Source organism: Deefgea chitinilytica (genome assembly GCF_016881405.1).
In the GTDB taxonomy this organism is placed as follows: Bacteria; Pseudomonadota; Gammaproteobacteria; order Burkholderiales; family Chitinibacteraceae; genus Deefgea; species Deefgea chitinilytica.
Map to the genome: position 1 here is coordinate 1 of NZ_WOFE01000010.1, position 25,333 is coordinate 25,333.

Genomic DNA, 25,333 nt, shown 5'->3' on the forward strand with positions numbered 1-25,333 from the left:
GAAAAACCATGAATCCACGATTGCCGTGCTTGGTGTCGGGCTGGCGCTAGGTAAGCGTTGCTGATTTTTTTACTTGTGATCGCCACACCGGCGACGCTCTGCGTACCTATAGGCAAGGTTGGTATCCAGAGCGGCGTTTCGGCTGCATTTGCAGCTGGATTCCGGCCTTCGTCGGACTGACGAGTCTAAAATATTTTAGGTGTATTTAATTGTAGAGATTGAATTTCAATGCCTAGAAGGCAATACATCTGTTTAATTCCAAAAAACATTGAGCTGCACAAGATCCCTTGTGTCAAGCCGAGCGAGGAAAAGCGGGGCGGGGTTTCGGCGAGGACTGTTTGAGGCCGAAGGCCGAGTTCCGCAGCCGCCGACTCGATTGTCCGCAGCGAGGGAACGGGCGTAGCCCGCGCAGATACTAGGGTCGCCTTCTCTTGCTTACTTCTCTTGGCGAAGCAAGAGAAGTAAGTCCCCGTCGCGGATTGCGACTGTAAAACACTGTGCCGCAGGCACTTAAAATCATCAACGCGCAATCTGAGCATCGCCAGACAATTGCCATCTAGGATGCGTGCCGCCAACAGTACAGCTATACCCGATTTACTTCGCGTGCTCCACGATGACGCATTGATACACCCCGCCAAAAATCGTTTTTTTCTTCCAAGTAAACTTGGCTGTATCACTGGCGTAATGCTGGATTTCGTTTTCCCAGAGCGCATTGGCAAATGGTTCTAGGCAATGGTTAACCAGCTTGAGGATGTAACGAATCGGCTGCCATTTCTTGGGATTGTGGTAATCGACAAAAATCGCTTTGCCGCCCTTGGGTAATTTCGCCAGCATGTGATCGACGATTTCGCGTTTTTTGTCGTCGGGCACTTCATGTAGCAAGAAGAAACTGCAAATCAGGTTGTAGTTGTCGCCAACGCCTTCAAAGGTTGCAGCGTCGCTGCGAATTACTTTAGCCCAATCCATTCCGGCGAGCTTTCTGCTGCCGTGTTCGATTTGGATCGGCGTGATGTCGGTCAGGTGAAACACGCCAGCGGGGCCGACGCGTTGTGCGGCGCGGGCGACTAAGTCGCCATACACGTGCGCCAATTGCCATACGCGCATGCCGGGTTGGATTTCATCGAGGTACATGCGCATCAAACGTTGATCGTTCAAAAATAACAGCACGCGGACAACGATGTTGCGATCGAGCGCTTTGACCCATTTCGGGTCGACATAAGCCCAGTCATAGACTTCGGTCATGTATTCGGGAACGCCGTCATAGTAGGGGTCAGTAATCAGTTTGGGATGATTTTGCGTCATGGCGGCATTTCCTTATACGGTGAGCTTAAGACTAAGTCAAAAGAGGTAGCCTGAGTTTGCGTTAAACCAAATTCAGATTAATTAAATCCATGCCCAACTCAGTGAAGTGTTGTGTTTTGGTGAATGGCGCGATGAGCCGATGTACGGGAAATTGGCTCGATTTGCATGGGTATGGCGACTTATCACTTGTGGTTGAATCGTTATGCGTCTATACCTTGTTGGGTGTTATGCTGCAATGCAACATTCGGCTGATATTCGGGAATACACCCACTGTGTAAAAACACCAAATGCTTAAAATGCCGCAGCTAAAATGGGCAAATTCCCGTAGATTGGGTTTGAAAGAATGGAGTTGAGAGGTTTTATGAATTGTCGACATATTGCGCCTAGCTTGTTGTGGCAGCATTTTGCGGTGCTGTGTGGCTATCCACGTCCTTCGCATCATGAGGCGGCGCTGCGCGCGCATATTCAGGCATGGGCCGATGGTTTGGGTTTGGCCAATGAGCTGGATGCAGTCGGAAATCTATTGATTCGCAAGCCGGCGACCAAGGGAATGGAAAATCGCATCGGCGTCGTGTTGCAAGGCCATTTGGATATGGTGGCTTTGAAAAATGAAGCGACGGTGCACGATTTCCTCGTTGATCCAATTAAAACTTATATCGCCGATGGCTGGCTGCATGCGGATGGCACGACTTTGGGTGCGGATAATGGGATTGGCGTTGCCTCGGCCTTGGCGATTTTGGAAAGTACCGATGTGGCGCATGGCTCGCTTGAGGTCTTGCTAACCATCGATGAAGAGTCCGGCATGACGGGCGCCAAAGGTTTGCAGCCCGATTGGTTGCAAAGCGAGCTGTTGTTTAATTTAGATACCGAAGATTGGGGTGAGCTGTACGTGGGCTGTGCTGGTGGCGTCGATGTGACCGTCAGCCAAACGCTAAACCCAGAAAACATGCCAGCGGGCTGGGTAGTGCGCGAGATTGCGATTACCGGCTTGAAGGGCGGCCATTCGGGGGTGGATATCCATCTTGAGCGGGGTAATGCCATCAAGCTTTTGGCTGGTTTCTTGTTTAGGGCTATACCCCAGTTTGATTTACGTTTAGTGAGTTTGCGTGGCGGCTCATTACGCAATGCTTTGCCACGGGAAGCTTTTGCTCGTGTGGCGATTCCTGCTTGCGATGCCGCGAAATTTAGCATGGTGGCCGAGCAATGTTTGGCTGAGTGGCAGTCAGCGCTGAGCGCTGTTGAGCCACAAATTAAGCTGCAAATTACCGAGCAGCAGGCAGAGCAAGTACTCACCGCCAATGAGAGCGCCAAAGTGGTGAACTTGTTGCTGGCTTTGCCGCATGGAATTCGCCGCTGGAGCAATGAAGTCGCTGGCGTGGTGGAAAGCTCGAATAATTTGGGCGTGGTGCAATTTGATGGGCGACGCTTTGAATCGGTCTTGATGGTGCGCTCACTGACTGATTTTGGCGTAGCGGAATTGACGCAAACGATTCGTGCAGTGTCGCGTCTGGCGGGGTTCTCGGTGGAAAGTGGTGGTGCGTATCCGGGCTGGGCGCCTAATTTGCAGTCGCGTGCTTTGCTGGTGCTGCAACAGGCTTACCAGGCTTTGCATGGTGCTGCGCCATTAGTCAAAGTGATACACGCTGGTTTAGAGTGTGGCTTGATTGGCAAGGCGTATCCGCAGATCGAGATGGTGTCGTTCGGCCCGACGATTCGTGGTGCGCATTCGCCGGATGAGCGCGTTGAGATTGCGTCGGTGGCGCAATTTTGGGAATTGCTAAAAGCCAGCTTGGCGGCGGTTCCACCGCGAAATTAAGCGCAATTTCGCACACATCATCCAAAAACCCTGCTGATTGAAGCGGGGTTTTTGTTTTTCTGCTGTCTGGGTATTACTGTATGGGGTATTAAAGCGACTTTATCGTATCCTCTCCCTATGAAAAATTGGCGTTTTTGGTCGAATTGGCCGCAAAGTCTGCAGAGAAAAATCCAGCGCAATTGGCCGTGGGCTTTGGCGTATTTGGCGATTGCGTCCTTACTCAGCGCGACGGTGCTGTACGCATGGCAAGACTATCGGCGCGATGTGTTTCAGCGCGAAGCGACGATGGCGCAAGACTTGCTCTGGCAAGAGCAAGAGATCCGCGGCCGCCTGCAAAGTAATCAAAATGTGCTCGAAAACCTCGCCTATGGCCTGGCTTCTGATAGCTTTGGCCAAGCCGATTTTCGGGCGCGCGCTGAAAGTTTGATGAAGTCCAATCCCGAAATTATCTCGATTGAATGGGTGAATGCCAAGGGTGAGCGCGGTGATGGTTTTCCCAATTTTGCCCGTCGCCCTGAAAGCTTGGTGGCGCTGGATGATTCGCTACTGACTGAAGTTATCGATGGCGCGGCGACGCTGGGTTACCCGATGGTGACTAATGTGATTTGGCGTAGTTCGCCGCAGATTGTGCATGTGGTGCCGTTTTTTCATCAAACTGAATATCAAGGTGCAGTGCTGGCTGTGTATGACTTGTCGGTGTTGCTGTTGCAGCGTGTGCCGTGGTGGATGGTACAGCGCTATCAATTGCAATTGGTCGATAGCAATAATCAAGTGATTGCACCCAATCGCTATCACGCCCAACTGACCGGCGACGATGTCCGTGAAGTGCCATTTGGTGGCGTGTCTCAGCAGAATTTACGCTTGCTCGCTAAAGCGGTTGATCCGGTCAGCAAGCCAGCTAATTTCTGGTTGGTTGGCTTGATTTCGGCGTTGTTGTTGCTGTTGCTGTGGGCTTTAAAGTTATTGCGGCAGCGAATGCGTGAGCGGCAATTAGCGGAATCCGCTTTACGCGATGAAATTTTGTTTCGCTCGGCAATGGAAAACTCATTGGTGACTGGCCTGCGCGCAATGGATACCGATGGCAAGCTCAGCTACGTGAATCGTGCGTTTGCCGATATGGTCGGCTGGTCAGAAGAAGAATTGGTCGGAGCCAAGCCGCCGATGCCATTTTGGCCGCCGGAATGTATCGATGAGTGCGCGCGTGCGTATCAATCGATTTTGCTCGGCGATTGCCCAGCCAATGGCTTCGAGCTGCGCTTTATGCGTAATGATGGCGAACGCTTTGATGTGCGGCTGTATTCGTCTAAATTGATTGATAGTCATGGTCAGCATCGCGGCTGGATGGCGTCGATGTATGACATTACCGAACTCAAACAAGAGCGCGAAGCGTTGGCGAGCTCACGCCAGCAATTGCGAACGGTGCTGGCAGGCTTGGAGGTCGCGGTGTCGGTGAGCGATCTGGAAACGGGGGTGATGCTGTATCGCAATCGGCATCACAGTAAAACTTTCCCTATCCCGCAAAATGCCGAAGCGTATTGTCTGTTGCAGTGGCGATCACCGATGTCGTTTGAAGATGGTGTATTTGAAACTGTGGATGCGGTGACAGGGCGGCTTTACCAAATTGAGCAAAGGATTGTTGATTGGGTCGGCAATCGCAGCGCGATTTTGGAAATTTGCACTGATATTACCGCTAGGCAGCAAGCGCAAGAGTTGGAGCGCACGCGCAACGATATGGTGCAACACACGGCGCGGCTGGTGAATATGGGCGAGCTGGCTTCGAGTTTGGCGCATGAGCTCAATCAACCCTTGGCGGCGATTGCCAGCTATAGCGCCGCATGCGAAACCATGCTCTACAAACCCAATCCACCGATTGGCAAGGTGCAAGAAACCTTGGTGAAGATGACCGCGCAAGCCCGCCGTGCTGGGCAGATTATTCGGGGGATTCGGCAGTTCGTTGTAAAACGCGCCCCAACACGCGAAGTGTGTGAATTCAATGAGTTAATTAGTGTGCCACTACAGCTGTTAGGGCCAACTGCACATAAACTGAAAGCGAATATTGTGCTGGATATTCCCGCGGACTTACCGAGCTTTGATGGTGACGCGGTGATGTTGGAGCAAGTGTTGCTTAATTTAATTAAAAATGGCTTGGAAGCCATGAGCGAAACACCGGTCGCTCGCCGAAAAATTATCGTGCGCGCTGTGGTACACGATGAGATGTTGCAAGTCACGGTGCTCGATCACGGCAGTGGTTTGGCTGACCCTGCGCAACTATTCCAGCCGTTTTATACGACCAAGTCCGAAGGCATGGGCATGGGGTTAAATATCTGCCGCTCAGTGATCGAGCAGCATCGAGGCCATTTATGGGCCGAACCGAATCCGGACGGCGGAACGCAAATGCGTTTTCGCTTGCCACTTCATACTGACAATATCAATGAGGATACACCATGAAAGCCGTTACGCCTGCCGCTACACCGATACGAACTGTCGCGGTGATTGATGATGATGAGGCCGTGCGCGATTCGCTTGGCTTATTGCTAGAAACCCACGATTGCCCTGTGTTGACTTATTCATCTGCAGAAGCGTTTTTGGACGAAGGCGATGTCAGTCGTTTTGCCTGTTTAATCGTTGATGTGCGTATGGAGGGCATGAGCGGCTTGGAGCTATTTGCCGAATTACGCGAAGGTAGTTATTTGCCGCCGGTGATCTTCTTGACTGGGCATGGTGACGTACCGATGGCGGTCAATGCATTGAAAGATGGTGCGAGCGATTTTATGGAAAAACCGTGCGACCAAGAACAATTGCTGGCTCGTGTCCAAGCTTGTTTAAGCGAGGATTTGCAACGCCGTGGCAGTGCCAAACATCAGCAAAAAGTCGTCGAATTATTGGCGGATCTCACGCCGCGTGAGCGCGAAGTATTGCAAGAAATATTGCTCGGTAAATTGAATAAGCAAATTGCGGATCGACTTGATATCAGCACCAAAACCGTTGAAGTGCACCGCGCCCGAATTTTCACCAAAATGCGTGTGCATTCGGCGATGGAATTAGCCGCCATGCTTAAAGAAATTCCGGCCAGCGAATGGTTTGTTTGAAGTGAGAAGTGAAGGGGCGAGGAGTTGGCCCCTTCCCCAATTTATTAAATAACTACGAAGTATTTATTTTTATGCATTGATAATGAATGCTTATGCGAGCATACATTTGAGTTCCAAACTAAAAACACCTCACACCTCACACCTCACACCTCACACCTCACTCCTGATAAGGCATTCACCCTAGGTTGAATACCTGTCCGGTGATTACCTGATTTGCATCATGGTGTAGTCTGCGTATTCTGACTACAACCGAAGGCAAGGCTGCTCTCGGTAAAACAAAAATCTGGAGAACACGATAATGCGCCTTACTAAATTGGGTCTGTTGGTGGCAGGTATGGGTTTGACGTTGGCAGCCCATGCAGCCGAAGTGGAAGTGCTACATTTTTGGACATCGGGCGGCGAAGCTAAATCGGTCGCTGAGTTAAAACGCATGATGGAGGCGCAAGGCTTCACATGGAAAGACTTTGCCGTCGCCGGTGGTGGTGGTGAAAACGCGATGACGGCACTGAAAACACGCGTCGTATCCGGCAACCCGCCTGCCGCAGCTCAAATTAAAGGCCCATCGATTCAAGAGTGGGGTAGTGAAGGCGTATTGGCTTCAATTGATGATGTCGCCAAAAAAGGTGGCTGGGATAAATTGCTGCCACCTGTGGTTTCTAACGTGATGAAATTCAAAGGCCAGTACGTGGCTGCGCCAGTGAACGTACACCGAGTGAATTGGATGTGGGTCAATCCTGAGCTACTTAAAAAAGCGAATGCCAAAGTCCCAACGACATGGGATGAGTTTTTTGTCACCGCTGCTGCACTACAAAAAGCGGGCATCCAGCCAGTCGCTTATGGTGGTCAGCCTTGGCAAGACAGCACCGTGTTTGAATCGGTTGCTTTGGGTGTTGGTGGCGTTGATTTCTATAAAAAAGCCTTTATCCAGCTTGATCCGGGTACTTTGAGTGGCCCAACAATGGTCAAAGTGCTGGAAACTTACAAAAAAATCAAACCGTTTACCGATAAAAACAGCGCCGGCCGCGAATGGAATTTGGCCACTAGCATGGTGATTAATGGTAAGGCGGGTATGCAATTTATGGGTGACTGGGCCAAAGGTGAATTTATGGCGGCCGGTAAAGCACCAGGTAAAGATTTTATCTGTGTTGCTGCACCAGGAACGGAAAACGCTTATACCTTCAATATCGACAGTTTTGCGATGTTTAAACTGAAAAATCCAGACGTCGTGAAAGGCCAGCAAGCTTTGGCAACGACCTTGATGAGCCCACAGTTCCAAGAGTTGTTTAACTTGAATAAAGGCTCTATCCCTGCCCGCATGGGCGTTGATATGAGCAAGTTTGACGAGTGTGCGAAAAAATCGGCCGCAGATTTTAAAGCCACCTCGGCCAAAGGCACATTGGTGCCATCGTGGGCGCATGGCATGGCGATGAAATCCGCAACGCAAGGTGCATTTTTCGATGTGGTCACGCAGTTCTGGAACAACGACAAAATGAGCGCCAAAGAAGCGGCGGATAAATTGGCTAAAGCAGCGAAAACGATGTAATTTGATGTAATTCAACGGTGGGTATATTGCTATAGGTATTGTTAAATATTTTATTTAGCAATATACCCATATCTTATTTTTGCTTCCAAGCGGAGAACCAAGATGACAACGCCTGTCCGTACCGCCCAATATGGGTTTGCGGAGCGCTGGCTGCCGCGCCTCGTTTTAGCCCCATCGTTTTTGCTGACCTTGGTTTTTTTATATGGATTTATCGCGTGGAATGGTTATTTATCGTTCACCGAATCGCGCATGCTGCCCAATTATGAATGGGCGGGCTTAGCCCAGTACGCCGCGTTGTTTGAAAATGAGCGCTGGTGGGTGGCAGTTCGTAATTTGGTGGTATTTGCGGCGCTATTTATTGGTGGCGCAATGGGCATTGGCGTGGTGTTGGCCGTTTTGCTCGATCAAAAAATTCGCCTTGAAGGTGCAATTCGCACGATTTATCTGTACCCGATGGCGTTGTCTTTCATCGTTACGGGTACGGCGTGGAAATGGATTTTGAATCCGGGCTTGGGTATCGAAAAGCTGATGCACGATTGGGGATTTACCAACTTCACTTTTGATTGGTTGGTTAACTCTGATATGTCGATTTACACCGTCGTGTTGGCGGGATTGTGGCAATCATCGGGTTTTGTGATGGCGCTGTTTTTAGCTGGGCTGCGCGGCGTCGATGATTCGATTATCAAAGCGGCGCAAATCGATGGTGCAACGCTGCCACGAATCTACTGGAAAATTATTTTACCCGCCTTGCGACCTGTGGTGTTTTCGACCTTGATGGTGCTGTCACACATCGCGATTAAGAGTTTCGATTTGATTATGGCCTTGACGGGCGGCGGCCCCGGCTACTCATCGGATGTGCCAGCAACATTTATGTATTCAATGGCGTTTACTCGCGGGCAAATGGGGGTTGGTGCAGCCAGCGCGATGATGATGTTGATGGCTGTTGCCTCAATCGTCGTGCCGTATCTGTATTCAGAATTGAGGAAAGACGGCAATGCATAATTTTAAAAGCGCTACGCATCCCGTGATAACGGTTTGGGCGGTACTCGAAATCCTCATGTACAAAACGTACATTCCGGTTTCTGCGCTCCGGCCATCCCGTTCTGACGGGCGCTCGCAGCTTTTAAGGCGAGTTTTCAAAGTATCGGGGAGATTGGTATGACCCAAGATCGTTTTTGGCGCGCAATCATTTATAGCGCGCTGGTGTTTGCGGCGCTGTATTACTTGATTCCGCTGTACGTGATGCTCACGACATCCGTTAAAAGTATGGAAGAAATTCGTGCCGGTAATTTATTGGCTTTCCCGCAAAGTATTAGTTTTGCCGCGTGGGAGAAGGCTTGGAGCACCGCGTGTACCGGCGTGTCGTGCGAAGGCTTGTCGGGCTACTTTCTGAACTCAGTCAAGATGGTGATTCCTGCGGTGCTGATTTCTACGGTGCTGGGTGCCATCAATGGTTATGTTTTATCCAAATGGCGCTTTCCCGGCTCGAATGTGGTGTTTGCGATGATTTTGTTTGGCGTGTTTATGCCATTCCAAGTGTTGTTGCTACCGATGGCGCAAACCTTGGGCTGGCTAGGGATTGCCAGCACGACCACCGGCTTGGTGTTTGTGCATGTAGTGTGCGGTTTGGCCTCGACAACACTGTTTTTTCGCAATTACTACGTCGGTATTCCTGATGAGTTGATTAAAGCGGCACGTTTGGATGGTGCAGGATTTTGGCGGATTTTCTGGCGCATCATTTTGCCGATGAGCACGCCCATCATCATGGTGACGCTGATCTGGCAATTTACCCAAATCTGGAATGATTTTCTATTTGGCGTGGTGTTTTCTGCGGGCGATAGTCAGCCGATTACGGTGGGGCTGAACAATATGGCCAATACCTCAACGACGGTAAAGGAATACAACGTCGACATGGCTGCCGCCTTGATCGCTGCACTACCGACCATCGCAGTGTATGTGTTCTGCGGGAAGTATTTTGTACGTGGTTTATCGGCAGGAGCCGTCAAAGGTTAATTGGGAGTGAGAGGAAAGGAGTCAGGGGCTTAAAGCCCTTACACCTTACTCCTCGCACCTCACACAATAGGAGAACAAAATGGGCGCTCTGGCCATTAAAAATATCACGAAGACTTTCGGCGATACGCAGATTTTGAAAGGCATTAATATCGAGATTGAGTCCGGTGAATTTCTGATTTTGGTGGGGCCTTCGGGCTGCGGTAAATCGACGTTGATGAATATCATTGCTGGCTTAGAAAGCCCAACGACGGGTGATGTGTGCATCGCAGATCGCGCAGTGACGAATGTGGCACCAAAAGATCGTGATATCGCGATGGTGTTCCAAAGTTATGCGCTGTACCCCACGATGTCGGTGCGGCAAAACATTGCTTTTGGTTTGGAGACGCGTGGCGTACCGAAGGCAGAGCAAAATGAAATCATCGCCCGCGTCGCCAAAATGCTGCAAATGGATCATTTATTAGATCGTAAACCTGCTGCGCTTTCTGGTGGCCAGCGCCAACGCGTCGCGATGGGGCGCGCATTGGCGCGCAATCCGAAGCTGTTTTTGTTCGACGAGCCACTGTCTAATCTAGATGCCAAATTGCGCGTCGAAATGCGTGTTGAAATCAAGCAATTGCACCAACGGCTGAAAACCACCATTGTGTACGTGACGCACGATCAAATCGAAGCGATGACGCTCGGTGACAAAATTGCAGTGATGAAAGACGGCATCATTCAGCAATTTGGTCGCCCGCAAGATATTTATGAAAACCCCGCCAATTTATTTGTCGCGAGCTTTATTGGCTCGCCATCAATGAATTTTATCCCCTGCCATTTGGTTGAACACGACGGCGAGATTGGCGTGTCTTTGCAAGGTATGGGCAATCCTTACTTTGTGGCACTCGCGCCGCGCCCTGAATTACGGCAACGCTTGGGCGATAAGGTCACATTAGGGATTCGGCCAGAACAGCTCGATGTGGCCGAAGCGGCATCAACGGCGCTGGAATGCAAAGTGAAAATCACCGAGCCAACGGGGCCAGATACGATGGTCTACACCGAAATCAACGGGGTAGAAGTTATCGCCCGCGTCCACCCCCGCGTTGTTCCGCCAACAGGGCACAGCATCAAGCTGGTGCTGGACACCAAAAAAGTGGTGCTGTTTGATCCGGTGACGGAAATGCGGATTTAGTCTGAGTGGAAATGAAAAAGCCCCAAATTTGAATTTTGGGGCTTTTTTCTTAGGCAGGCTTGGTTTCGATCAGCGCGGGGCGCTCTGAAACGCGCTGGTGGTATTGCTGCAACACAGGGTAGTGCTGCGCCCAGGCAATGTCGGGTAGGCGTAGGTCGAGGTAGTCGAGCATGCAAATTACGCTCACATCGGCAATGCTGTAGGCGTCGCCAACAAACCAGCGTTTTTCTTCGAGCTGGCCTTCTAATGCAGCCAAGCCACGCGTAATCTTGCCGCGCTGGCGTTGCATAAAATCAGTGCTTTGCAAGGCCGCAGGACGGCGGGTTTCCATCACGATAGCGACGGCGGCATCGCAAATACCATCGGCGAGCGCTTCGGTGCGTTTGGCGCTGATCATTGGGCGTTGATCAGCAGGGAATAGCTTGCAAACAGGGGAGAGGTAATCAAGGTGTTCGGCAATGACACTAGAATCATAAATGACACGGCCATCATCGAGCACCAGTACCGGCACTTTGCCGAGTGGGTTATAGGTTTGAATGAGTTCGTCGTTCTCGCCCGGCTTGGCTTCGATCAATTCAAAATCGATTTTCTTTTCCGCTAAAACAACGCGAACTTTACGACCGAAAGGGCTGAGCAGGGCGGTAATGAGCTTCATTTGGATTAAGTTCTCTTGAGACCGAAGTAAGATTCTATGGGGCGTAGGTAAGTTAGGCTAGTGAATCTCAGTGAATACAACAAAAATGCCTCGTTTTCCGAGGCATTTTGCTGGCTGCTTATTTCAGGATAGTGACTAGGGTCTGTTGACGTTTGGTTTGCCAGCGCGGCGAGAAACCAAACGTCAACAGACCCTAAGCAATACGTGCGTAGCCGGGTAGCGTTAAAAATTCGATAAATTCATCAGCGGTGGTGATCTGATCGAATAATTTTGCGGCCTCGGTGAGCGTGGCACTAAATCGCCCTTGTGCTTCAATTTTGGCGACTTCCTCTGGCAACCATTGCTTAAACAACTCAACGGTGACCTTGCGTCCATCGACCAAAACGCCTTTGTCGGAACGCAGCCATTGCCAAATTTGCGAGCGGCTAATTTCGGCGGTGGCAGCGTCCTCCATCAGATTATGAATCGGTACGCAGCCCATTCCGGCCAGCCAAGATGCTAAATACTGCACGCCGACGGAAATATTGCCACGTAAACCGGCTTCGGTAATTGGCTGCTCGGGTTGGAAATTGAGTAAATCAGCTGCCGCACTGACAACATCAGGCCGTTGTTTGTCAATTTGGTTCGGCTTGCCCCCCAAGACCGCATCCCATGCTGCCATTGCGACAGGCACCAGACCCGGATGCGCGACCCAACCGCCATCATAACCATCACCCGCATCGCGTTCTTTGTCGGTGCGAACTTGATTCATTGCGCGCTCGTTGGCAGCGAGATCTGTTTTGACTGGAATATACGCTGACATACCACCGATTGCAGGTGCGCCGCGGTGATGGCAAGTTTTCAGTAGCAGCAATGAATACGCGCGCATAAACGGCACGGTCATCGTGATTTGGCTGCGGTCGGCAAGGCAGAAGTTGCTGTCCATCCGGAATTTTTTGATGCAGCTAAAAATATAATCCCAGCGACCGGCGTTCAGCCCTGATGAATGTTCGCGCAGTTCGTACAGAATTTCGTCCATTTCAAACGCGGCGAGTATGGTTTCAATCAGTACCGTGCCTTTAATGCAGCCATGCGGCGCGCCTAGCTCGGCCTCGGCCCAAGTAAAGACATCGTTCCATAGCCGTGCTTCTAAATGCGATTCCATTTTAGGCAGATAAAAATAACACGACGTGCCTTGGCTCAGACGATATTGCAGATTGTGAAACACCACCAAGCCAAAATCGAATAGCGAGCCCGACATGATTTCACCGTCGACCTCGAGGTGTTTTTCCAGCAAATGCCAGCCGCGTGGGCGAATAATCAAGGTCGCGATCTCATCGTTGAGCGTGTATTGCTTGCCATCCGGGCTGGTGTAGCTGATTTCGCGGCGGTAGGCATCGCGCACATTGATCTGGCCAAGGATTTGATTGTCCCAAGTCGGCGTGTTGGAATCTTCAAAATCGGCCATAAAGGATTTCGCACCCGAATTGAGCGCATTAATCATCATTTTGCGCTCAACGGGGCCGGTGATTTCAACGCGACGATCGAGTAAATCGGCAGGTAGCGGGCTAATTTGCCAGTCGCCAGCACGGATATGTGCCGTTTCTGGCAGAAAATCTGGTTTGATGCCCGCATCGAGCTGCGCTTGGCGCGCGCTGCGTGCCGCCATCAGCTCACGGCGGCGGGGCTCAAATTGGCGATGCAGTTTGACTAAAAAATCGAGTGCGGCGGGGGTGAGTACGCTGCTCACCTCAAGGCTGGTTTGGCCTTTAATTCGCATATTCATCGTGATACTCCCAAGCAGAAGGCAGAGATGGCAGATCCGTGGATCTGCCATGTGGGTATTGCTTGCTGGCCTTTATTTAATATTTTCTAGCATTAAATACATCAATGAAATTGCTCGGCCTCGGTTGACCCTGTCAGCGCCGTGGTCGATGATTTACCTTGCTGAATCACTTGGGTGACTTGGTCAAAATAGCCAGTGCCGACTTCCCGTTGATGTTTCACTGCGGTAAAGCCACGATTGGCGGCGGCAAATTCGGCCTCTTGTAGTTCAACAAACGCCGACATGCCATTGCGGGCATAGCCGTGCGCAAGATTGAACATGCCATAATTGAGCGCATGGAAACCAGCCAAGGTAATGAACTGGAATTTGTAACCCAGTGCGCCGAGTTCTTTTTGGAACTTGGCAATCGTTGCATCATCCAAATTTTTCTTCCAGTTAAATGACGGCGAGCAGTTGTAGGCCAATAATTTGCCCGGGAATTTGGCGTGAATCGCTGCGGCAAATTTGCGGGCGTATTCCAAGTCTGGCTTGCCAGTTTCGCACCAAACTAGATCAGCATAAGGGGCATAGGCCAGACCGCGAGAGATTGCTTGCTCTAGGCCTGGATACGTCTTATAAAAGCCTTCCATCGTGCGCTCACCGGTGCAGAATGGCTTGTCGTTGTCATCGACATCGCTGGTCAGCAAATCAGCGGCTTCGGCGTCAGTTCGCGCCACGATAATCGTCGGCACGCCCATCACATCGGCGGCAAGCCGCGCCGCAACGAGTTTTTCAATGGCTTCGCGAGTAGGTACCAACACTTTACCGCCCATGTGGCCGCATTTTTTTACTGAAGCGAGTTGGTCTTCAAAGTGAACACCTGCTGCGCCGGCTTCAATCATCGCTTTCATCAGCTCAAATGCATTGAGCACGCCGCCAAAACCAGCTTCGGCATCGGCCACAATCGGCGCATAGAAATCAATGCTGTCGTCGCCTTCCGAATGATTGATCTGATCGGCGCGCGCCAGCGTGTTATTGATGCGGCGCACCACTTGCGGTACTGAATTGGCTGGATACAGCGATTGATCGGGATACATTTCACCGGCCAAGTTGGCATCGGCAGCGACTTGCCAACCGGATAAGTAGATGGCTTTGAGTCCGGCTTTGATTTGTTGCATCGCTTGATTGCCGGTTAGCGCACCCAAGGCATGCACGTATGGTGTGTCATGCATCAGACGCCAAAGTTTATTCGCGCCATGCGTGGCGAGCGTGTATTCCTGCTGCAAAGTGCCGCGCAGTCGTTCGACATCTGCGGCGGTATAAGGGCGACTAATGCCTTGCCAACGCGGGTTAGTCTGCCAGTCGTTTTCGATTGCTGCGATGCGTTGTGCTTGCGTGCTCATACTGATCTCCGTGTTGTAAGGGCTTAAGCAGGTAGGCAAAGTTTTCTTAATATTCGTTGTCTTGCCTTGTCGTACTAGGATGTACTGTCTGCGGCGTCGACACCTTGCGATAAAACTTTTGCACCAATACTTATCGCTTTTAATTGAAGCAGGTTTTTTTTGCACCGCAATAAATTATTGCGATGCACCATAGTGTAGTCGAAAATTTTTGACTACATATTGGGGCTTGTCCGTAGTGCTGGCTTGCTAATCTTGGATTGGCTCTGCTGGTGAGGGGGTTATTGATTTGTTTATGATTGGGTCAAACTACTGTGTGTTGTTTGTATGACCAAACAGAAAGAAATATCGTGTCGCGAAATAATAAAAACCGGAGGTGCCGAATGACGGCAACTCCGGTTGGTCTGTCGCGGCGGCTATGGAGCGGGCTTTATCGCTGCTCGTCTTAAATTGAGTCGGACTTTAAAGTTAGCGTTTGTCGTGTTTTCCAGAGCGAGAATAAGACGCCGGCGACAAGTAGACCAAAAGTTACCGCCAAAGAAAGTGCGGGAGGCACTTTGCCGTCGAAGACGAAATCGCCCAAGAAGATCTTCGAGCCAATAAACACCAGTACCAGCGCCAATGCGTATTTGAGGTAATGAAAGCGGTGAATAACTGCCGCCAGCGCGAAATACAATGCGCGTAAACCTAAAATAGCGAAAATGTTGGAGGTGTAAACAATAAACGGGTCTGTGGTAATCGCAAAAATCGCCGGTACGCTATCTACCGCAAAGATCAGATCTACGATTTCGATCATAATCAACGCTAAAAATAGCGGCGTGGCCCATAATGCTGTTTTTTCACTCCCTTCCTTCTCTGGCGCTCGAATGAAAAACTTCTGTTCGTGCAAGCGATCCGTCACGCGTAGATGCCGTCTTAAGAAGTTGAGCAGCGGGTTTTTGCTCATGTCTGTCACTTTATCGCTGGAAAATAGCATTTTTAGCCCAGTAAAAATCAAGAACACGGCAAATATATATAGTGTCCAGTAGTATTGGGCGACCAGTGTTGCTCCTAGACCGATCATGATTGCCCGCAGCACAATCACCCCGAGAATTCCCCAAAAGAGCACCCGGTGTTGATAAATGCGCGGTATTGCAAAGTAGGTGAAAATCAGGGAGATCACAAACACATTGTCTAGCGACAGGCTTTTTTCGATCAGGAAACCTGTAAAGTATTCCATCCCAGAGACTGAGCCCAAATACCACCAAACCCAAGCACCAAAAAGCAAGCCGGCAGTGATATAAAATGCCGATAGTTTTAAGCTCTCAGCGACGCCAATTTCGTGATCTTCTTTGTGTAAGACGCCCAAGTCGAACGCTAACAGTGCTAGCACAATGCTTAAGAAAGATAGCCACAACCAGATGGGCTGACCAAGCCAGATCTGCGTTAGTAATTCCATTTTCTTTACCCCTTCTTAATTGACTAGGATTAGTGATTATTTCATCCACTTCGGGTTGCGCTGCGTTGTGCCCGCGGTTTGCTCACTACGGGCTGAACTGCGTACCAATCGTATTGCCAACATGCCATGGCTCTCGCAATCAACACGGCTTCGCCATCGGCTAGCCAACCATCCGCATCGACCACGCTTAGCATTGCGCGCAGAACACTCACTTGTAGTCGAGGCTCGTCAATTTCAGCTAGCAATTGATCTATCAAAATCTCATCAAGCTCAAGTTGCCCCAAGCCATTACCGTACAGCAGCAGGTCATCGCATAGTCCTTGCATCACCTGATGAAGCGTTTTCTCACTAATTCCCAGTTGGGTCAGCACTTTGCTGTCATGCAAGGCTTGAAACTCAGATTGATCTAGACCGCCATCAGAAACGAGCGATAGGGCAAGTAAACGACATACAGCTTCATGACTATTTAAGGCATAGCGGCGCATTATGGTTCTCCTGCGGTAAAAAAGTGCTAGTTCAATGAAGTGGAAACTCAGTAGCTGGTTTGCATCGTCGAGTGCACACGATGAATCTGGTTAATTTTTCGGCTTACGGTTCTGTTAGCACGATCCGCTGTGCGATTAATTGCAAAAATTAAGTCACTGGCTACATCTTCAACCATGACATCAGGTAATTGATTCAGACTGATGACAAGTTGGCAACGTTGGACCACGCCTCCATGCGGTCCATCTATGTTGCTTAGGCGAACGGATACTTTGCGGATATGGCTGCTTAGGCGACTTAAGCCAAATTCGACTTGCCGCGCAATATGGGTCTGTAGATTGTGGGTCAGCTCAGGATTTTTACTGATGATTTCAATTTTCATTTTCCTGCTCCAAGGGTTTATGTGATATGGCCAATATAATCCTCAATAAAAATGAATAAAAATCGTATATTCTTGGTTTTGTATTCATTTTTTTGGAATATTTGCGCTGTGCATTCAATTAACTACAAGCACTTGTATTACTTTTGGGTTATTTGCAAATCAGGTGGCGTGATTCGCGCTAGCGAGCGCCTTTTTTTGACGCCTCAGGCGGTTAGTGGGCAACTCAAGGCGCTGGAAGAGCAAGTAGGAAGTCCACTTTTTCGTAGAGATGGTCGTCAGCTCGTTCTGACTGAAATGGGGCGCTTGGTGCAAAGTTATGCGGACGAGATGTTTAGTCTTGGCGAGGAGCTGCAGGAGGCAATTGCGCTTGGTCCGCAAGGTCTGAGGCAAGAATTCAGGGTAGGTATTGGTGATATGGTGCCCAAGACCGTGGCGTTTGAGTTGCTGCAACCCGCTTTACAAATGGATTATCCCTTGCGACTGATTTGTCGCGAAGGTCGCTTGCTTAATCTGCTCGCTGATTTGGCAACGCATAAGTTGGACTTGGTTCTAGCAGACCGCCCTTTGCCACCAGAGGCCAATATCCGGGGCTTTAACCATTTATTAGGTGAAAGTACATTGAGTGTACTTGGCACGGCTTCCCTTTGTGCTCAATGGGCTGGCGATTTTCCTCAATCGCTACATGGTGCGCCATTTTTACTTCCCGGTGCAGATGCTGTTATACGGCCACGACTCGAAGCTTGGTTGGAGCGTGCTCGTATCCGACCCCGAATTGTTGCCGAGTTTGACGATGGCGCCTTGCTCAAAGCATTCGGCAAGGCAGGTGCGGGGTTCTTTGTCGTGCCAACCGTACTGGCCCAAAGCATTAGCCAAGAATATCAAGTAGGCATACACGGTAAAATTAGCGAGCTTAAGGAACAGTTCTATGCGATTTCGGTGCAGCGCCAATTGCGACATCCTGCGGTGATCGCAGTAACAGAGAGAGCGCGCCATGAATTATTTGCCGTGGCTGTCTAGGTCTATTCCCCTTGAAAAGAATGGGGTTATCCCCATTTGGTACTGGAACGTAATAATGGAGTTAAAAGAATGAGCCAAGACCATCAGCCAAATCAAAATAACGAAGTCGTAGCAGAGACCTTAGAGACAGTTGAAACTGTTGCTGCGGAAACTGTCGCAGAGGGTGACAACCAGCTTGATACACAATTGGCTACAGCATTGGCCGATTTAGAAAAAGCACGTCAGGATATTTTGTATGTTCGCGCTGAAGCGGAAAATGCACGCCGCCGTGCTCTTGAAGAAAACGAAAGAACCCGCAAATTTGCCGTTGAAAAATTTGCTCGTGAAGTGATTGCAGTGAAAGACGCCATCGATATGGCTTTGCTGGATCAATCGGGCAATTTTGAAGGTTTAAAAACGGGGGTTGATCTGACCGCGAAAAGCTTGACGACGGTGTTTGAGAAATTTGATCTATTGGAAATTAATCCAATTGGTGAAAAATTAGACCCAAACAAACACCAAGCCATCTCTATGGCGCCGTCTGACGAAGAAGCCAATACGGTGATTCAGGTGATGCAAAAAGGTTATGAATTATCGGGTCGCGTGATTCGTCCGGCCATGGTGATTGTGTCGGCGGGAAAATAAATATGCAACATTAGTAATCGGGTGGGCTTGAAATGCTAATGGCAATCCCCACTTGATTATTAAGGTTAATTAAACAACCAGCTCTGCCCAAATCCGATTGCAAACCATCCATCGATCAGTGTCTGTGTTTTTATTTGCACAGCCTGCTGTCGATTTAGGACATAAGTTTGTGAGCGTGAGTCGGTACGAGCCGCAACGTTAAATGAAAGGAAAAGACAAAAATGGCAAAAATTATTGGTATCGACTTAGGTACAACGAACTCATGTGTTTCTGTGATCGAAAACGGTCAACCAAAAGTGATTGAAAACGCCGAAGGCGCGCGTACCACACCATCAATTATCGCTTACCTAGAAGACGGCGAAATCTTGGTGGGTGCACCAGCTAAGCGTCAAGCGGTAACCAACCCAAAAAACACTTTGTACGCAGTAAAGCGTTTGATCGGCCGTAAATTCGTCGACAAAGAAGTGAAAAAAGACATCGATTCGATGCCTTTCTCAATCGTAGCAGCTGACAATGGCGACGCTTGGGTTTCTGTGCGCGACAAAAAAATGGCTCCACCGCAAATTTCTGCTGAAATCTTGCGCAAAATGAAAAAAACTGCCGAAGACTACCTCGGTGAAGAAGTGACTGAAGCCGTGATTACGGTTCCTGCCTACTTCAACGATAGCCAACGTCAAGCCACTAAAGACGCAGGCCGCATCGCAGGCTTGGATGTAAAACGCATTATCAATGAGCCAACTGCTGCGGCAATGGCGTTTGGTATGGACAAAGTAGGCAGCGGCGACCGTAAAGTGGCTGTGTATGACTTGGGTGGTGGTACGTTTGATATTTCGATTATCGACATCGCTGACGTGGATGGCTCAACTGCATTTGAAGTATTGGCAACGAATGGCGATACATTCTTGGGCGGTGAAGATTTCGACCAACGTTTGATGGATTACATCATTGCTGAATTTAAGAAAGAGCAAGGCATTGATCTGAAAAACGACGTAATGGCATTGCAACGTTTGAAAGAAGCAGCAGAAAAAGCCAAGATCGAATTATCAAGCGGCGCGCAAACTGAAATCAACTTGCCATACGTGACAATGGACGCAACAGGTCCAAAACACTTGGTATTGAAAATCACCCGTGCGAAATTTGAATCGCTGGTAGATGATTTGATCGCTCGTTCAATCGAGCCATGCAAGATTGCATTGAAAGATGCAGGTTTGAAAGCATCGGATATCGATGACGTGATTTTGGTTGGCGGTCAAACGCGTATGCCAAAAGTGATGGAAGCGGTAAAAGAGTTCTTCGGTAAAGAGCCACGCCGTGACGTGAACCCTGACGAAGCGGTTGCGGTAGGTGCAGCATTGCAAGGCGCGGTACTCGGGGGAGACCGCAAGGACATCTTGCTTTTAGACGTGACCCCATTGTCATTGGGTATCGAAACCTTGGGCGGCGTCTTGACTAAGCTGATCAAAAAGAACACCACGATTCCAACTAAGGCATCGCAAACGTTCTCGACCGCAGAAGACAACCAAAGCGCAGTAACGATTCACGTCTTGCAAGGTGAGCGTGAAAAAGCATCGGCGAATAAATCATTGGGTCAATTTAACTTGGGCGACATTCCACCAGCAGCACGTGGTGTGCCACAAATTGAAGTGACTTTTGATATCGATGCCAACGGTATCTTGCACGTGGGTGCGAAAGACAAAGCATCAGGTAAAGAAGCCAAAATCACGATTCAAGCATCATCAGGTTTGTCTGAAGCAGAAATCGAAGCAATGGTAAAAGATGCTGAGCTGAATGCTGAAGAAGACAAAAAATTGATGGAATTGGTGCAAGCGCGCAATGCAGGCGAAGGCATGATTCATCAAGTGACTAAAATGTTGGCCGATGCAGGCGACAAAGTGACTGCGGATGAAAAAGTAGCGATCGAAGCTGCGGTAAAAGAGCTGGAAGAAGTCGTGAAAGGCGACGACAAAGCCGCTATCGAAGCTAAAACTGAAGCGCTGATGCAAGCAAGCCACAAAGTTGCTGAAAAAATGTACGCTGAGCAAGCTGCCCCAGAAGCAGGTGCACAAGCAGCAGGCGAGCAAGCAAAAGACGACGGCAACGTGGTTGATGCTGAATTTACTGAAGTAAAAGACGGCAAGTAAGGAGTGAGGCGTGAGGAGTGAGGGGTGAAGCGTAAGCACCACGATTTGCTGGCATGGCAGGCTGCCATGCGGCTAGTTGAGGTGGTATATGCGTTTACCTCTACTCTCTCACGCGATGAAGCTTTCAACCTGACCAGCCAGATGCGGCGTGCTGCTGTGTCTGTGCCGAGCAATATTGCTGAAGGTGCTGCCCGGATGACTGCAAAGGAATTCGGGCATTTTCTTGGGATTGCTCGCGGCTCGCTCAGCGAACTGGAAACCCAGTATCTGCTTGTTTGCCGTCTGCAACTGGCTGAACCCTCAAATCAAATGGAGGAAGGTTTGAATGACGTGTTTGGTTTGCTCGGAGGCTTAATTCGCTCGCTGAAGCGGGATGAATAAGGCACTCCTCACACCTTACACCTCACACCTCACACAATATGGCAAAGAAAGATTTTTACGACGTGCTGGGCGTTAATCGCGACGCCTCAGACGACGAAATTAAAAAAGCGTATCGCAAACTGGCGATGAAATACCATCCGGATCGCAATCCGGATAGCAAAGAAGCGGAAGACAAATTTAAAGAAGCAAAAGAAGCTTACGAAATTTTGTCTGATGACCAAAAGCGTGCCGCCTACGACCAATACGGTCATGCGGGTGTTGACCAGCAAGCCGGTATGGGCGGTGGCGGCTTTGGCGGTGGCTTTGGTGATTTCGCCGATATCTTTGGCGATATTTTTGGTGGCGGTGCAGGGCGTGGCGGTGGTCGCAGCAATGTCTACCGCGGTGCCGATTTGCGTTACAACATGGAAATCACGCTAGAAGAAGCGGCGCGCGGTGTTGAAAAGCAAATCAAGATTCCATCGCATGATGAATGCGATGTTTGTCATGGTACAGGAGCGAAACCGGGTACCGAGGCAAAAACCTGCCACACCTGCGGCGGCCACGGCCAAGTTCGTGTATCGCAAGGCTTTTTCAGCGTGCAGCAAACCTGCCCGACGTGTCATGGCTCGGGTAAGTATATTCCTGATCCATGTCGCAATTGTAAAGGCACTGGACGCGTTGCAACGCATAAAACACTGGCGGTTAAGATTCCGGTTGGCGTTGATGAAGGCGACCGTATCCGCTTAAGCGGTGAAGGTGAAGCGGGTGTCAATGGTGGGCCTCCGGGCGATTTGTACGTCGTGATTCACGTGAAAGAACACGCGGTGTTCAATCGCGAAGGCAATGATTTGCACTGCGAAATGCCGATCAGCTTTAGTTGCGCAGCATTGGGCGGCGAAATCGAAATCCCAACGCTGTCGGGCAAAGCGCGGATTACGATTCCACCAGAAACGCAAACCGGCCAAGTATTCCGCTTGCGTGGCAAAGGGATTAAAGGCGTTCGTAGCGCGATTACTGGCGACTTGATGTGCCATGTGGTCGTAGAAACGCCAGTCAAACTGACGTCCCGCCAAAAAGAGTTGCTCAAAGAGTTTGAAGATATTAGCCAAGGCGATTCGGACAAACACAATCCACGTGCCAAATCGTTTATGGATAAAGTGAAGGACTTCTTCGCAAGCTAATTGGCCAGCAATACCATAAGCAAAGCCACGAGACTCAACTCGTGGCTTTTTTATTGATTGCTGTGCTAGTTTGAAAATATAGTAGGTATTTGCTTGTATGTATTATTTATCAATACATTTAGGGTAATACATCGATTTTTATGGTTAATGCTTCGCAGTGGCTGAAGTCGACCCGAAGCGCAAGCATCAGCAGGTAGGTACGATTAGCGTAGCGTAATCGTACGCAAGTTATTCCTCCGATTACGCTACGCTAATCGGAGCTACGGAGCTGGATTCAATAATTAAAGCCACGAGAATGAACTCGTGTCTTTTTTATTATTGGTTGTTAGGTGGTGTGATGGTGTATTGGCTTATAGGCATTGCTTATCAATGCTTGCATGGCAATACATCAATTTTTTTGGCGATGTTCAGATTTGGTGTTGATGGTTTTAAGTGCCTGCGGTGTGGTGTCGCTTAGCCGCTGGCGGCTTAGCAAAGCCCACACCCTCAGGGTGCACGGTGTTTTACAGTCGCAATCCGCGACGGGGACTTACTGTTTCTTGCTTCGCCAAGAAAAGTAAGCAAAAGAAGGCGACCCATATATCTGCACCGATTTCGTCGGCTTGATATGAGGGGTTTTAAAATCCCCTGCTCGGTGAACGCGAAATAATATCAACACAAAGTCTGAACATGGCCATTTTTGTTCGGGAGTTTTGCAGTGGCTCAAATCGACTCAAAGCGGAAGGTTTTGTAGGTCGATGATCAGTTTGTAAAGCACCACAATTGCGATAAACATAGGGTAGTGTTCTAGGGTAGTATTCGATTTATCCCAACCTATGACTCTACACTTCTAGCTTAAGGCCGATTTTCTCAACAACGGCTCTTAGATGCTTTGCTAAATCAGCAACTTCTGAACGTGCGATTGGAATTGAATTTTCCTCGTAAGCATAACGGCCACAGAGAAAGAAATCCTTATACTTTTTCAGTAGAACTAATAAATCAACATTTGAATCTAGCTGTTTCGATTCAAAAAGAATCATTTCTCGCAATTCTGGTTTTATTTTCCTAAATAGTTTAAGAAGATTATGCTCCCTAATCGATTTGGAATACTTAACTTTTGCCATGCCATTATAAACATCCTTAAGAACCTCCTCAGAAGTGAAGCATTTAAGATAAATTTCAATCGCCAATGATGCATTTACAGCAGATGCCCTGATTAAACCATGTGAAACACAGAGTTCTGCCACCTCTTGATAGTCATTGGCACATTTCCATAAAGCAATATCAGGTATCGAATGCATTTTTATCCTAAATTAATTAATACTTTGTTTGTTAATAAACACACACGAATACTAAGGAGTGCGCAGATTGGGCTCAATTAAATGCCGCATTGAATTTAGGTTTGTGCAAGTTCAAATACCAACTGGAACAATTCAATTTCCGGTTCTGGCCTAGAGTGGCCCTAACTTGATCGTTTTTGGATCGCACTGAATTAGGTGTGGTGAATTGAAGATACGAGCATTTTATCCGCTTAAAGAAATGGCCAGTGATTTCACTGGCCATTTTTTAGTTCAGATTACTGCCAATTGGTTTAGAGCACTTTTGCAATCGCATCGGCGACGTAGTCGATGTTTTTGTTGTTCAGCGCAGCCAAGCAGATACGGCCTGTTGATACGGCGTAGATGCCGTATTCAGTTTGTAGTTTTTCAACTTGCGCTGCAGTCAAACCGGTGTACGAGAACATACCGCGTTGTTGCGTTACGAAGCTGAAGTCTTGCGCCACGCCGCGAGCTGCGAGCTTTTCAACCAAGCCAGAGCGCATGCTGCGGATACGTACGCGCATTTCACCGAGTTCGGCTTCCCACATCGCGCGCAATTCTGGGCTGGCCAAAACTGCAGCAACCACTGCGCCACCGTGGATTGGTGGGTTAGAGTAGTTGGTACGGATCACGCGTTTTAATTGGCTCAATACGCGGCCAGATTCTTCTTTGCTTGCTGTGATGATCGACAATGCGCCAACGCGCTCGCCGTATAAAGAGAAACTTTTTGAGAATGAGCTAGAGATAAAGAATTGCAAGCCAGATGCTGCAAAGGCTTTCACTGCGACTGAATCTGCATCGATGCCTTCAGCAAAACCTTGGTAGGCCATATCAAGGAATGGTACCAAACCGCGTTCGCGGCATACTTCAACGACTTCGCCCCATTGTGCGTCAGTCATATCAGCGCCAGTTGGGTTGTGGCAGCAAGCGTGCAAGATGATGATCGAGCCAGCTTCCAGACCCAACAAGAACGCTTTCATCGCCGCAAAATCAACGCCGCGTGTCGCTGCGTCGTAGTATGGATAATCGCCTACTTTGAAGCCTGCTGCTTCAAAAATTGCGCGGTGGTTTTCCCAGCTTGGGTTGCTGATGTAAACGGTTGCATTTGGGTTCAGGCGTTGCAAGAAGTCGCCACCGATTTTCAGTGCGCCAGTGCCGCCCAAGGCTTGCGCTGTTACAACGCGGCCAGCGGCGATCAATTCGCTTTCTGCACCGAATAACAAGTTTTGCACGCCTGCGTTGTACGCTGGGTTGCCTTCGATGGCTTGGTAGCCGCGTGGCGGTTGTGCTGCCAAGCGTGCTTGTTCCGCCGATTTTACTGCTGCCAATAGAGGAATTTTGCCTTCGTCATTAAAGTAAACGCCGACCCCTAGGTTGACTTTAAAGTCACGGGTATCGGCGTTGAAAGATTCGTTCAGACCCAAGATGGGGTCGCGGGGGGCCATTTCTACGGCGGAAAAAATCGAGGACGACATGCAAAGCTCCATTGAGATAAAGAAAAAAGGCGGTTTTGCCTTCTATTGCTATCAAGGTTCGCACGATTTTAGCACGATTCAATCCTGCGAGGCGCTAGGCATCGCTGCCGCTAAGTCGATTCTTTTGCGGTTTTTAGTGGCATTTAACGTCGATTTCATTAAATAAGGCTCAAAAAAAGCCAGCAGCGCTGGCTTTGGGTT

At 49.4% G+C, this 25,333-nt stretch carries 22 protein-coding genes; 13 read left to right on the forward strand and 9 right to left on the reverse strand.

All coding sequences use genetic code 11. The features are described from left to right. Positions 1 to 594 precede the first annotated feature (594 nt). Entirely contained in the window at positions 595 to 1,302 is a 708-nt protein-coding gene (rquA, locus tag GM173_RS14120) for a rhodoquinone biosynthesis methyltransferase RquA (protein ID WP_203572034.1), read from the reverse strand. A 361-nt stretch (positions 1,303 to 1,663) separates the two neighbouring features. Here rquA and GM173_RS14125 point away from each other — a divergent pair, with 361 nt between their 5' ends. The 7 genes from GM173_RS14125 to GM173_RS14155 all read left to right on the forward strand — a co-directional run bounded on the left by GM173_RS14125 (position 1,664) and on the right by GM173_RS14155 (position 10,931). Then, positions 1,664 to 3,118 (forward strand): aminoacyl-histidine dipeptidase, encoded by a 1,455-nt coding sequence (locus GM173_RS14125; protein WP_203572035.1) that lies wholly within the window; start codon positions 1,664 to 1,666, stop codon positions 3,116 to 3,118. Positions 3,119 to 3,235: 117 nt separating this feature from the next. After that, positions 3,236 to 5,566, forward strand: a complete 2,331-nt coding sequence (locus GM173_RS14130) for a PAS domain-containing sensor histidine kinase (RefSeq protein WP_203572036.1) — start codon at positions 3,236 to 3,238, stop codon at positions 5,564 to 5,566. Continuing rightward, on the forward strand, positions 5,563 to 6,207 hold the full coding sequence (locus tag GM173_RS14135; RefSeq protein ID WP_203572037.1) for a response regulator transcription factor: 645 nt from the start codon (positions 5,563 to 5,565) through the stop codon (positions 6,205 to 6,207). Before GM173_RS14130 ends, GM173_RS14135 begins: the two co-directional genes overlap by 4 nt. A gap of 298 nt (positions 6,208 to 6,505) precedes the next feature. Next, complete coding sequence (locus GM173_RS14140; protein WP_203572038.1) at positions 6,506 to 7,750, forward strand: ABC transporter substrate-binding protein; 1,245 nt, start codon at positions 6,506 to 6,508, stop codon at positions 7,748 to 7,750. 102 nt (positions 7,751 to 7,852) lie between these two features. Continuing rightward, positions 7,853 to 8,752: a carbohydrate ABC transporter permease gene (locus GM173_RS14145; protein WP_203572039.1), complete on the forward strand. Its 900-nt coding sequence runs from the start codon at positions 7,853 to 7,855 to the stop codon at positions 8,750 to 8,752. A gap of 156 nt (positions 8,753 to 8,908) precedes the next feature. After that, positions 8,909 to 9,763 (forward strand): carbohydrate ABC transporter permease, encoded by an 855-nt coding sequence (locus tag GM173_RS14150; protein ID WP_203572040.1) that lies wholly within the window; start codon positions 8,909 to 8,911, stop codon positions 9,761 to 9,763. Positions 9,764 to 9,842: 79 nt separating this feature from the next. Then, complete coding sequence (locus tag GM173_RS14155) at positions 9,843 to 10,931, forward strand: ABC transporter ATP-binding protein (RefSeq protein ID WP_203572041.1); 1,089 nt, start codon at positions 9,843 to 9,845, stop codon at positions 10,929 to 10,931. A 49-nt stretch (positions 10,932 to 10,980) separates the two neighbouring features. On the opposite strand, the gene GM173_RS14160 is transcribed toward GM173_RS14155, so the two are convergent. The 6 genes from GM173_RS14160 to GM173_RS14185 form a co-directional block, all read right to left on the reverse strand. Beyond that, positions 10,981 to 11,586: a glutathione S-transferase N-terminal domain-containing protein gene (locus tag GM173_RS14160; RefSeq protein WP_203572042.1), complete on the reverse strand. Its 606-nt coding sequence runs from the start codon at positions 11,584 to 11,586 to the stop codon at positions 10,981 to 10,983. A 193-nt stretch (positions 11,587 to 11,779) separates the two neighbouring features. Continuing rightward, positions 11,780 to 13,351: a malate synthase A gene (gene aceB / locus GM173_RS14165; RefSeq protein ID WP_203572043.1), complete on the reverse strand. Its 1,572-nt coding sequence runs from the start codon at positions 13,349 to 13,351 to the stop codon at positions 11,780 to 11,782. A 101-nt stretch (positions 13,352 to 13,452) separates the two neighbouring features. Next, positions 13,453 to 14,733, reverse strand: coding sequence for an isocitrate lyase (gene aceA, locus GM173_RS14170; RefSeq protein WP_203572044.1), 1,281 nt, complete (start codon positions 14,731 to 14,733; stop codon positions 13,453 to 13,455). 442 nt (positions 14,734 to 15,175) lie between these two features. Beyond that, the gene (locus GM173_RS14175) at positions 15,176 to 16,168 is read right to left on the reverse strand and encodes a TerC family protein (RefSeq protein WP_203572045.1); all 993 of its coding nucleotides are present in this window, start codon (positions 16,166 to 16,168) and stop codon (positions 15,176 to 15,178) included. Positions 16,169 to 16,209: 41 nt separating this feature from the next. Beyond that, positions 16,210 to 16,653, reverse strand: coding sequence for a TerB family tellurite resistance protein (locus tag GM173_RS14180; protein ID WP_203572046.1), 444 nt, complete (start codon positions 16,651 to 16,653; stop codon positions 16,210 to 16,212). A 47-nt stretch (positions 16,654 to 16,700) separates the two neighbouring features. After that, positions 16,701 to 17,033 (reverse strand): HPF/RaiA family ribosome-associated protein, encoded by a 333-nt coding sequence (locus tag GM173_RS14185; RefSeq protein WP_203572047.1) that lies wholly within the window; start codon positions 17,031 to 17,033, stop codon positions 16,701 to 16,703. Positions 17,034 to 17,141: 108 nt separating this feature from the next. Here GM173_RS14185 and nhaR point away from each other — a divergent pair, with 108 nt between their 5' ends. The 5 genes from nhaR (at position 17,142) to dnaJ (ending at position 22,359) form a co-directional block, all read left to right on the forward strand. Then, on the forward strand, positions 17,142 to 18,050 hold the full coding sequence (gene nhaR / locus GM173_RS14190) for a transcriptional activator NhaR (RefSeq protein WP_203572048.1): 909 nt from the start codon (positions 17,142 to 17,144) through the stop codon (positions 18,048 to 18,050). A 69-nt stretch (positions 18,051 to 18,119) separates the two neighbouring features. Continuing rightward, positions 18,120 to 18,674 (forward strand): nucleotide exchange factor GrpE, encoded by a 555-nt coding sequence (grpE, locus tag GM173_RS14195; RefSeq protein WP_203572049.1) that lies wholly within the window; start codon positions 18,120 to 18,122, stop codon positions 18,672 to 18,674. Positions 18,675 to 18,895: 221 nt separating this feature from the next. After that, entirely contained in the window at positions 18,896 to 20,815 is a 1,920-nt protein-coding gene (gene dnaK / locus GM173_RS14200; protein ID WP_203572050.1) for a molecular chaperone DnaK, read from the forward strand. Positions 20,816 to 20,839: 24 nt separating this feature from the next. Beyond that, positions 20,840 to 21,196, forward strand: coding sequence for a four helix bundle protein (locus GM173_RS14205; RefSeq protein ID WP_308439606.1), 357 nt, complete (start codon positions 20,840 to 20,842; stop codon positions 21,194 to 21,196). Between the two features lie 38 nt (positions 21,197 to 21,234). Beyond that, positions 21,235 to 22,359, forward strand: coding sequence for a molecular chaperone DnaJ (gene dnaJ / locus GM173_RS14210; RefSeq protein ID WP_203572051.1), 1,125 nt, complete (start codon positions 21,235 to 21,237; stop codon positions 22,357 to 22,359). 821 nt (positions 22,360 to 23,180) lie between these two features. On the opposite strand, the gene GM173_RS14215 is transcribed toward dnaJ, so the two are convergent. Continuing rightward, positions 23,181 to 23,639, reverse strand: a complete 459-nt coding sequence (locus GM173_RS14215; protein ID WP_203572052.1) for a hypothetical protein — start codon at positions 23,637 to 23,639, stop codon at positions 23,181 to 23,183. A gap of 290 nt (positions 23,640 to 23,929) precedes the next feature. Beyond that, a complete protein-coding gene (locus GM173_RS14220) occupies positions 23,930 to 25,132 on the reverse strand; it encodes an amino acid aminotransferase (RefSeq protein WP_203572053.1) in 1,203 nt (400 codons plus the stop codon). Here GM173_RS14220 and GM173_RS14225 point away from each other — a divergent pair. Beyond that, complete coding sequence (locus tag GM173_RS14225; protein ID WP_203572054.1) at positions 25,131 to 25,298, forward strand: hypothetical protein; 168 nt, start codon at positions 25,131 to 25,133, stop codon at positions 25,296 to 25,298. The two genes, GM173_RS14220 and GM173_RS14225, sit on opposite strands and share 2 nt — an antisense overlap. Positions 25,299 to 25,333: the final 35 nt, after the last annotated feature.

What these genes read in the sequence shown, in the direction of transcription:
- GM173_RS14125 (WP_203572035.1), top strand. Translation starts at nt 1,664, where the DNA reads ATGAATTGTCGACATATTGCGCCTAGCTTGTTGTGGCAGCATTTTGCG.
- GM173_RS14155 (WP_203572041.1), top strand. Translation starts at nt 9,843, where the DNA reads ATGGGCGCTCTGGCCATTAAAAATATCACGAAGACTTTCGGCGATACG.
- GM173_RS14135 (WP_203572037.1), top strand. Translation starts at nt 5,563, where the DNA reads ATGAAAGCCGTTACGCCTGCCGCTACACCGATACGAACTGTCGCGGTG.
- GM173_RS14150 (WP_203572040.1), top strand. Translation starts at nt 8,909, where the DNA reads ATGACCCAAGATCGTTTTTGGCGCGCAATCATTTATAGCGCGCTGGTG.
- GM173_RS14220 (WP_203572053.1), bottom strand. Translation starts at nt 25,132, where the DNA reads ATGTCGTCCTCGATTTTTTCCGCCGTAGAAATGGCCCCCCGCGACCCC.
- grpE (WP_203572049.1), top strand. Translation starts at nt 18,120, where the DNA reads ATGAGCCAAGACCATCAGCCAAATCAAAATAACGAAGTCGTAGCAGAG.
- dnaJ (WP_203572051.1), top strand. Translation starts at nt 21,235, where the DNA reads ATGGCAAAGAAAGATTTTTACGACGTGCTGGGCGTTAATCGCGACGCC.
- GM173_RS14185 (WP_203572047.1), bottom strand. Translation starts at nt 17,033, where the DNA reads ATGAAAATTGAAATCATCAGTAAAAATCCTGAGCTGACCCACAATCTA.
- GM173_RS14215 (WP_203572052.1), bottom strand. Translation starts at nt 23,639, where the DNA reads ATGCATTCGATACCTGATATTGCTTTATGGAAATGTGCCAATGACTAT.
- GM173_RS14130 (WP_203572036.1), top strand. Translation starts at nt 3,236, where the DNA reads ATGAAAAATTGGCGTTTTTGGTCGAATTGGCCGCAAAGTCTGCAGAGA.
- rquA (WP_203572034.1), bottom strand. Translation starts at nt 1,302, where the DNA reads ATGACGCAAAATCATCCCAAACTGATTACTGACCCCTACTATGACGGC.
- GM173_RS14140 (WP_203572038.1), top strand. Translation starts at nt 6,506, where the DNA reads ATGCGCCTTACTAAATTGGGTCTGTTGGTGGCAGGTATGGGTTTGACG.
- GM173_RS14145 (WP_203572039.1), top strand. Translation starts at nt 7,853, where the DNA reads ATGACAACGCCTGTCCGTACCGCCCAATATGGGTTTGCGGAGCGCTGG.
- GM173_RS14160 (WP_203572042.1), bottom strand. Translation starts at nt 11,586, where the DNA reads ATGAAGCTCATTACCGCCCTGCTCAGCCCTTTCGGTCGTAAAGTTCGC.
- GM173_RS14175 (WP_203572045.1), bottom strand. Translation starts at nt 16,168, where the DNA reads ATGGAATTACTAACGCAGATCTGGCTTGGTCAGCCCATCTGGTTGTGG.
- aceA (WP_203572044.1), bottom strand. Translation starts at nt 14,733, where the DNA reads ATGAGCACGCAAGCACAACGCATCGCAGCAATCGAAAACGACTGGCAG.
- aceB (WP_203572043.1), bottom strand. Translation starts at nt 13,351, where the DNA reads ATGAATATGCGAATTAAAGGCCAAACCAGCCTTGAGGTGAGCAGCGTA.
- GM173_RS14225 (WP_203572054.1), top strand. Translation starts at nt 25,131, where the DNA reads ATGCAAAGCTCCATTGAGATAAAGAAAAAAGGCGGTTTTGCCTTCTAT.
- GM173_RS14180 (WP_203572046.1), bottom strand. Translation starts at nt 16,653, where the DNA reads ATGCGCCGCTATGCCTTAAATAGTCATGAAGCTGTATGTCGTTTACTT.
- dnaK (WP_203572050.1), top strand. Translation starts at nt 18,896, where the DNA reads ATGGCAAAAATTATTGGTATCGACTTAGGTACAACGAACTCATGTGTT.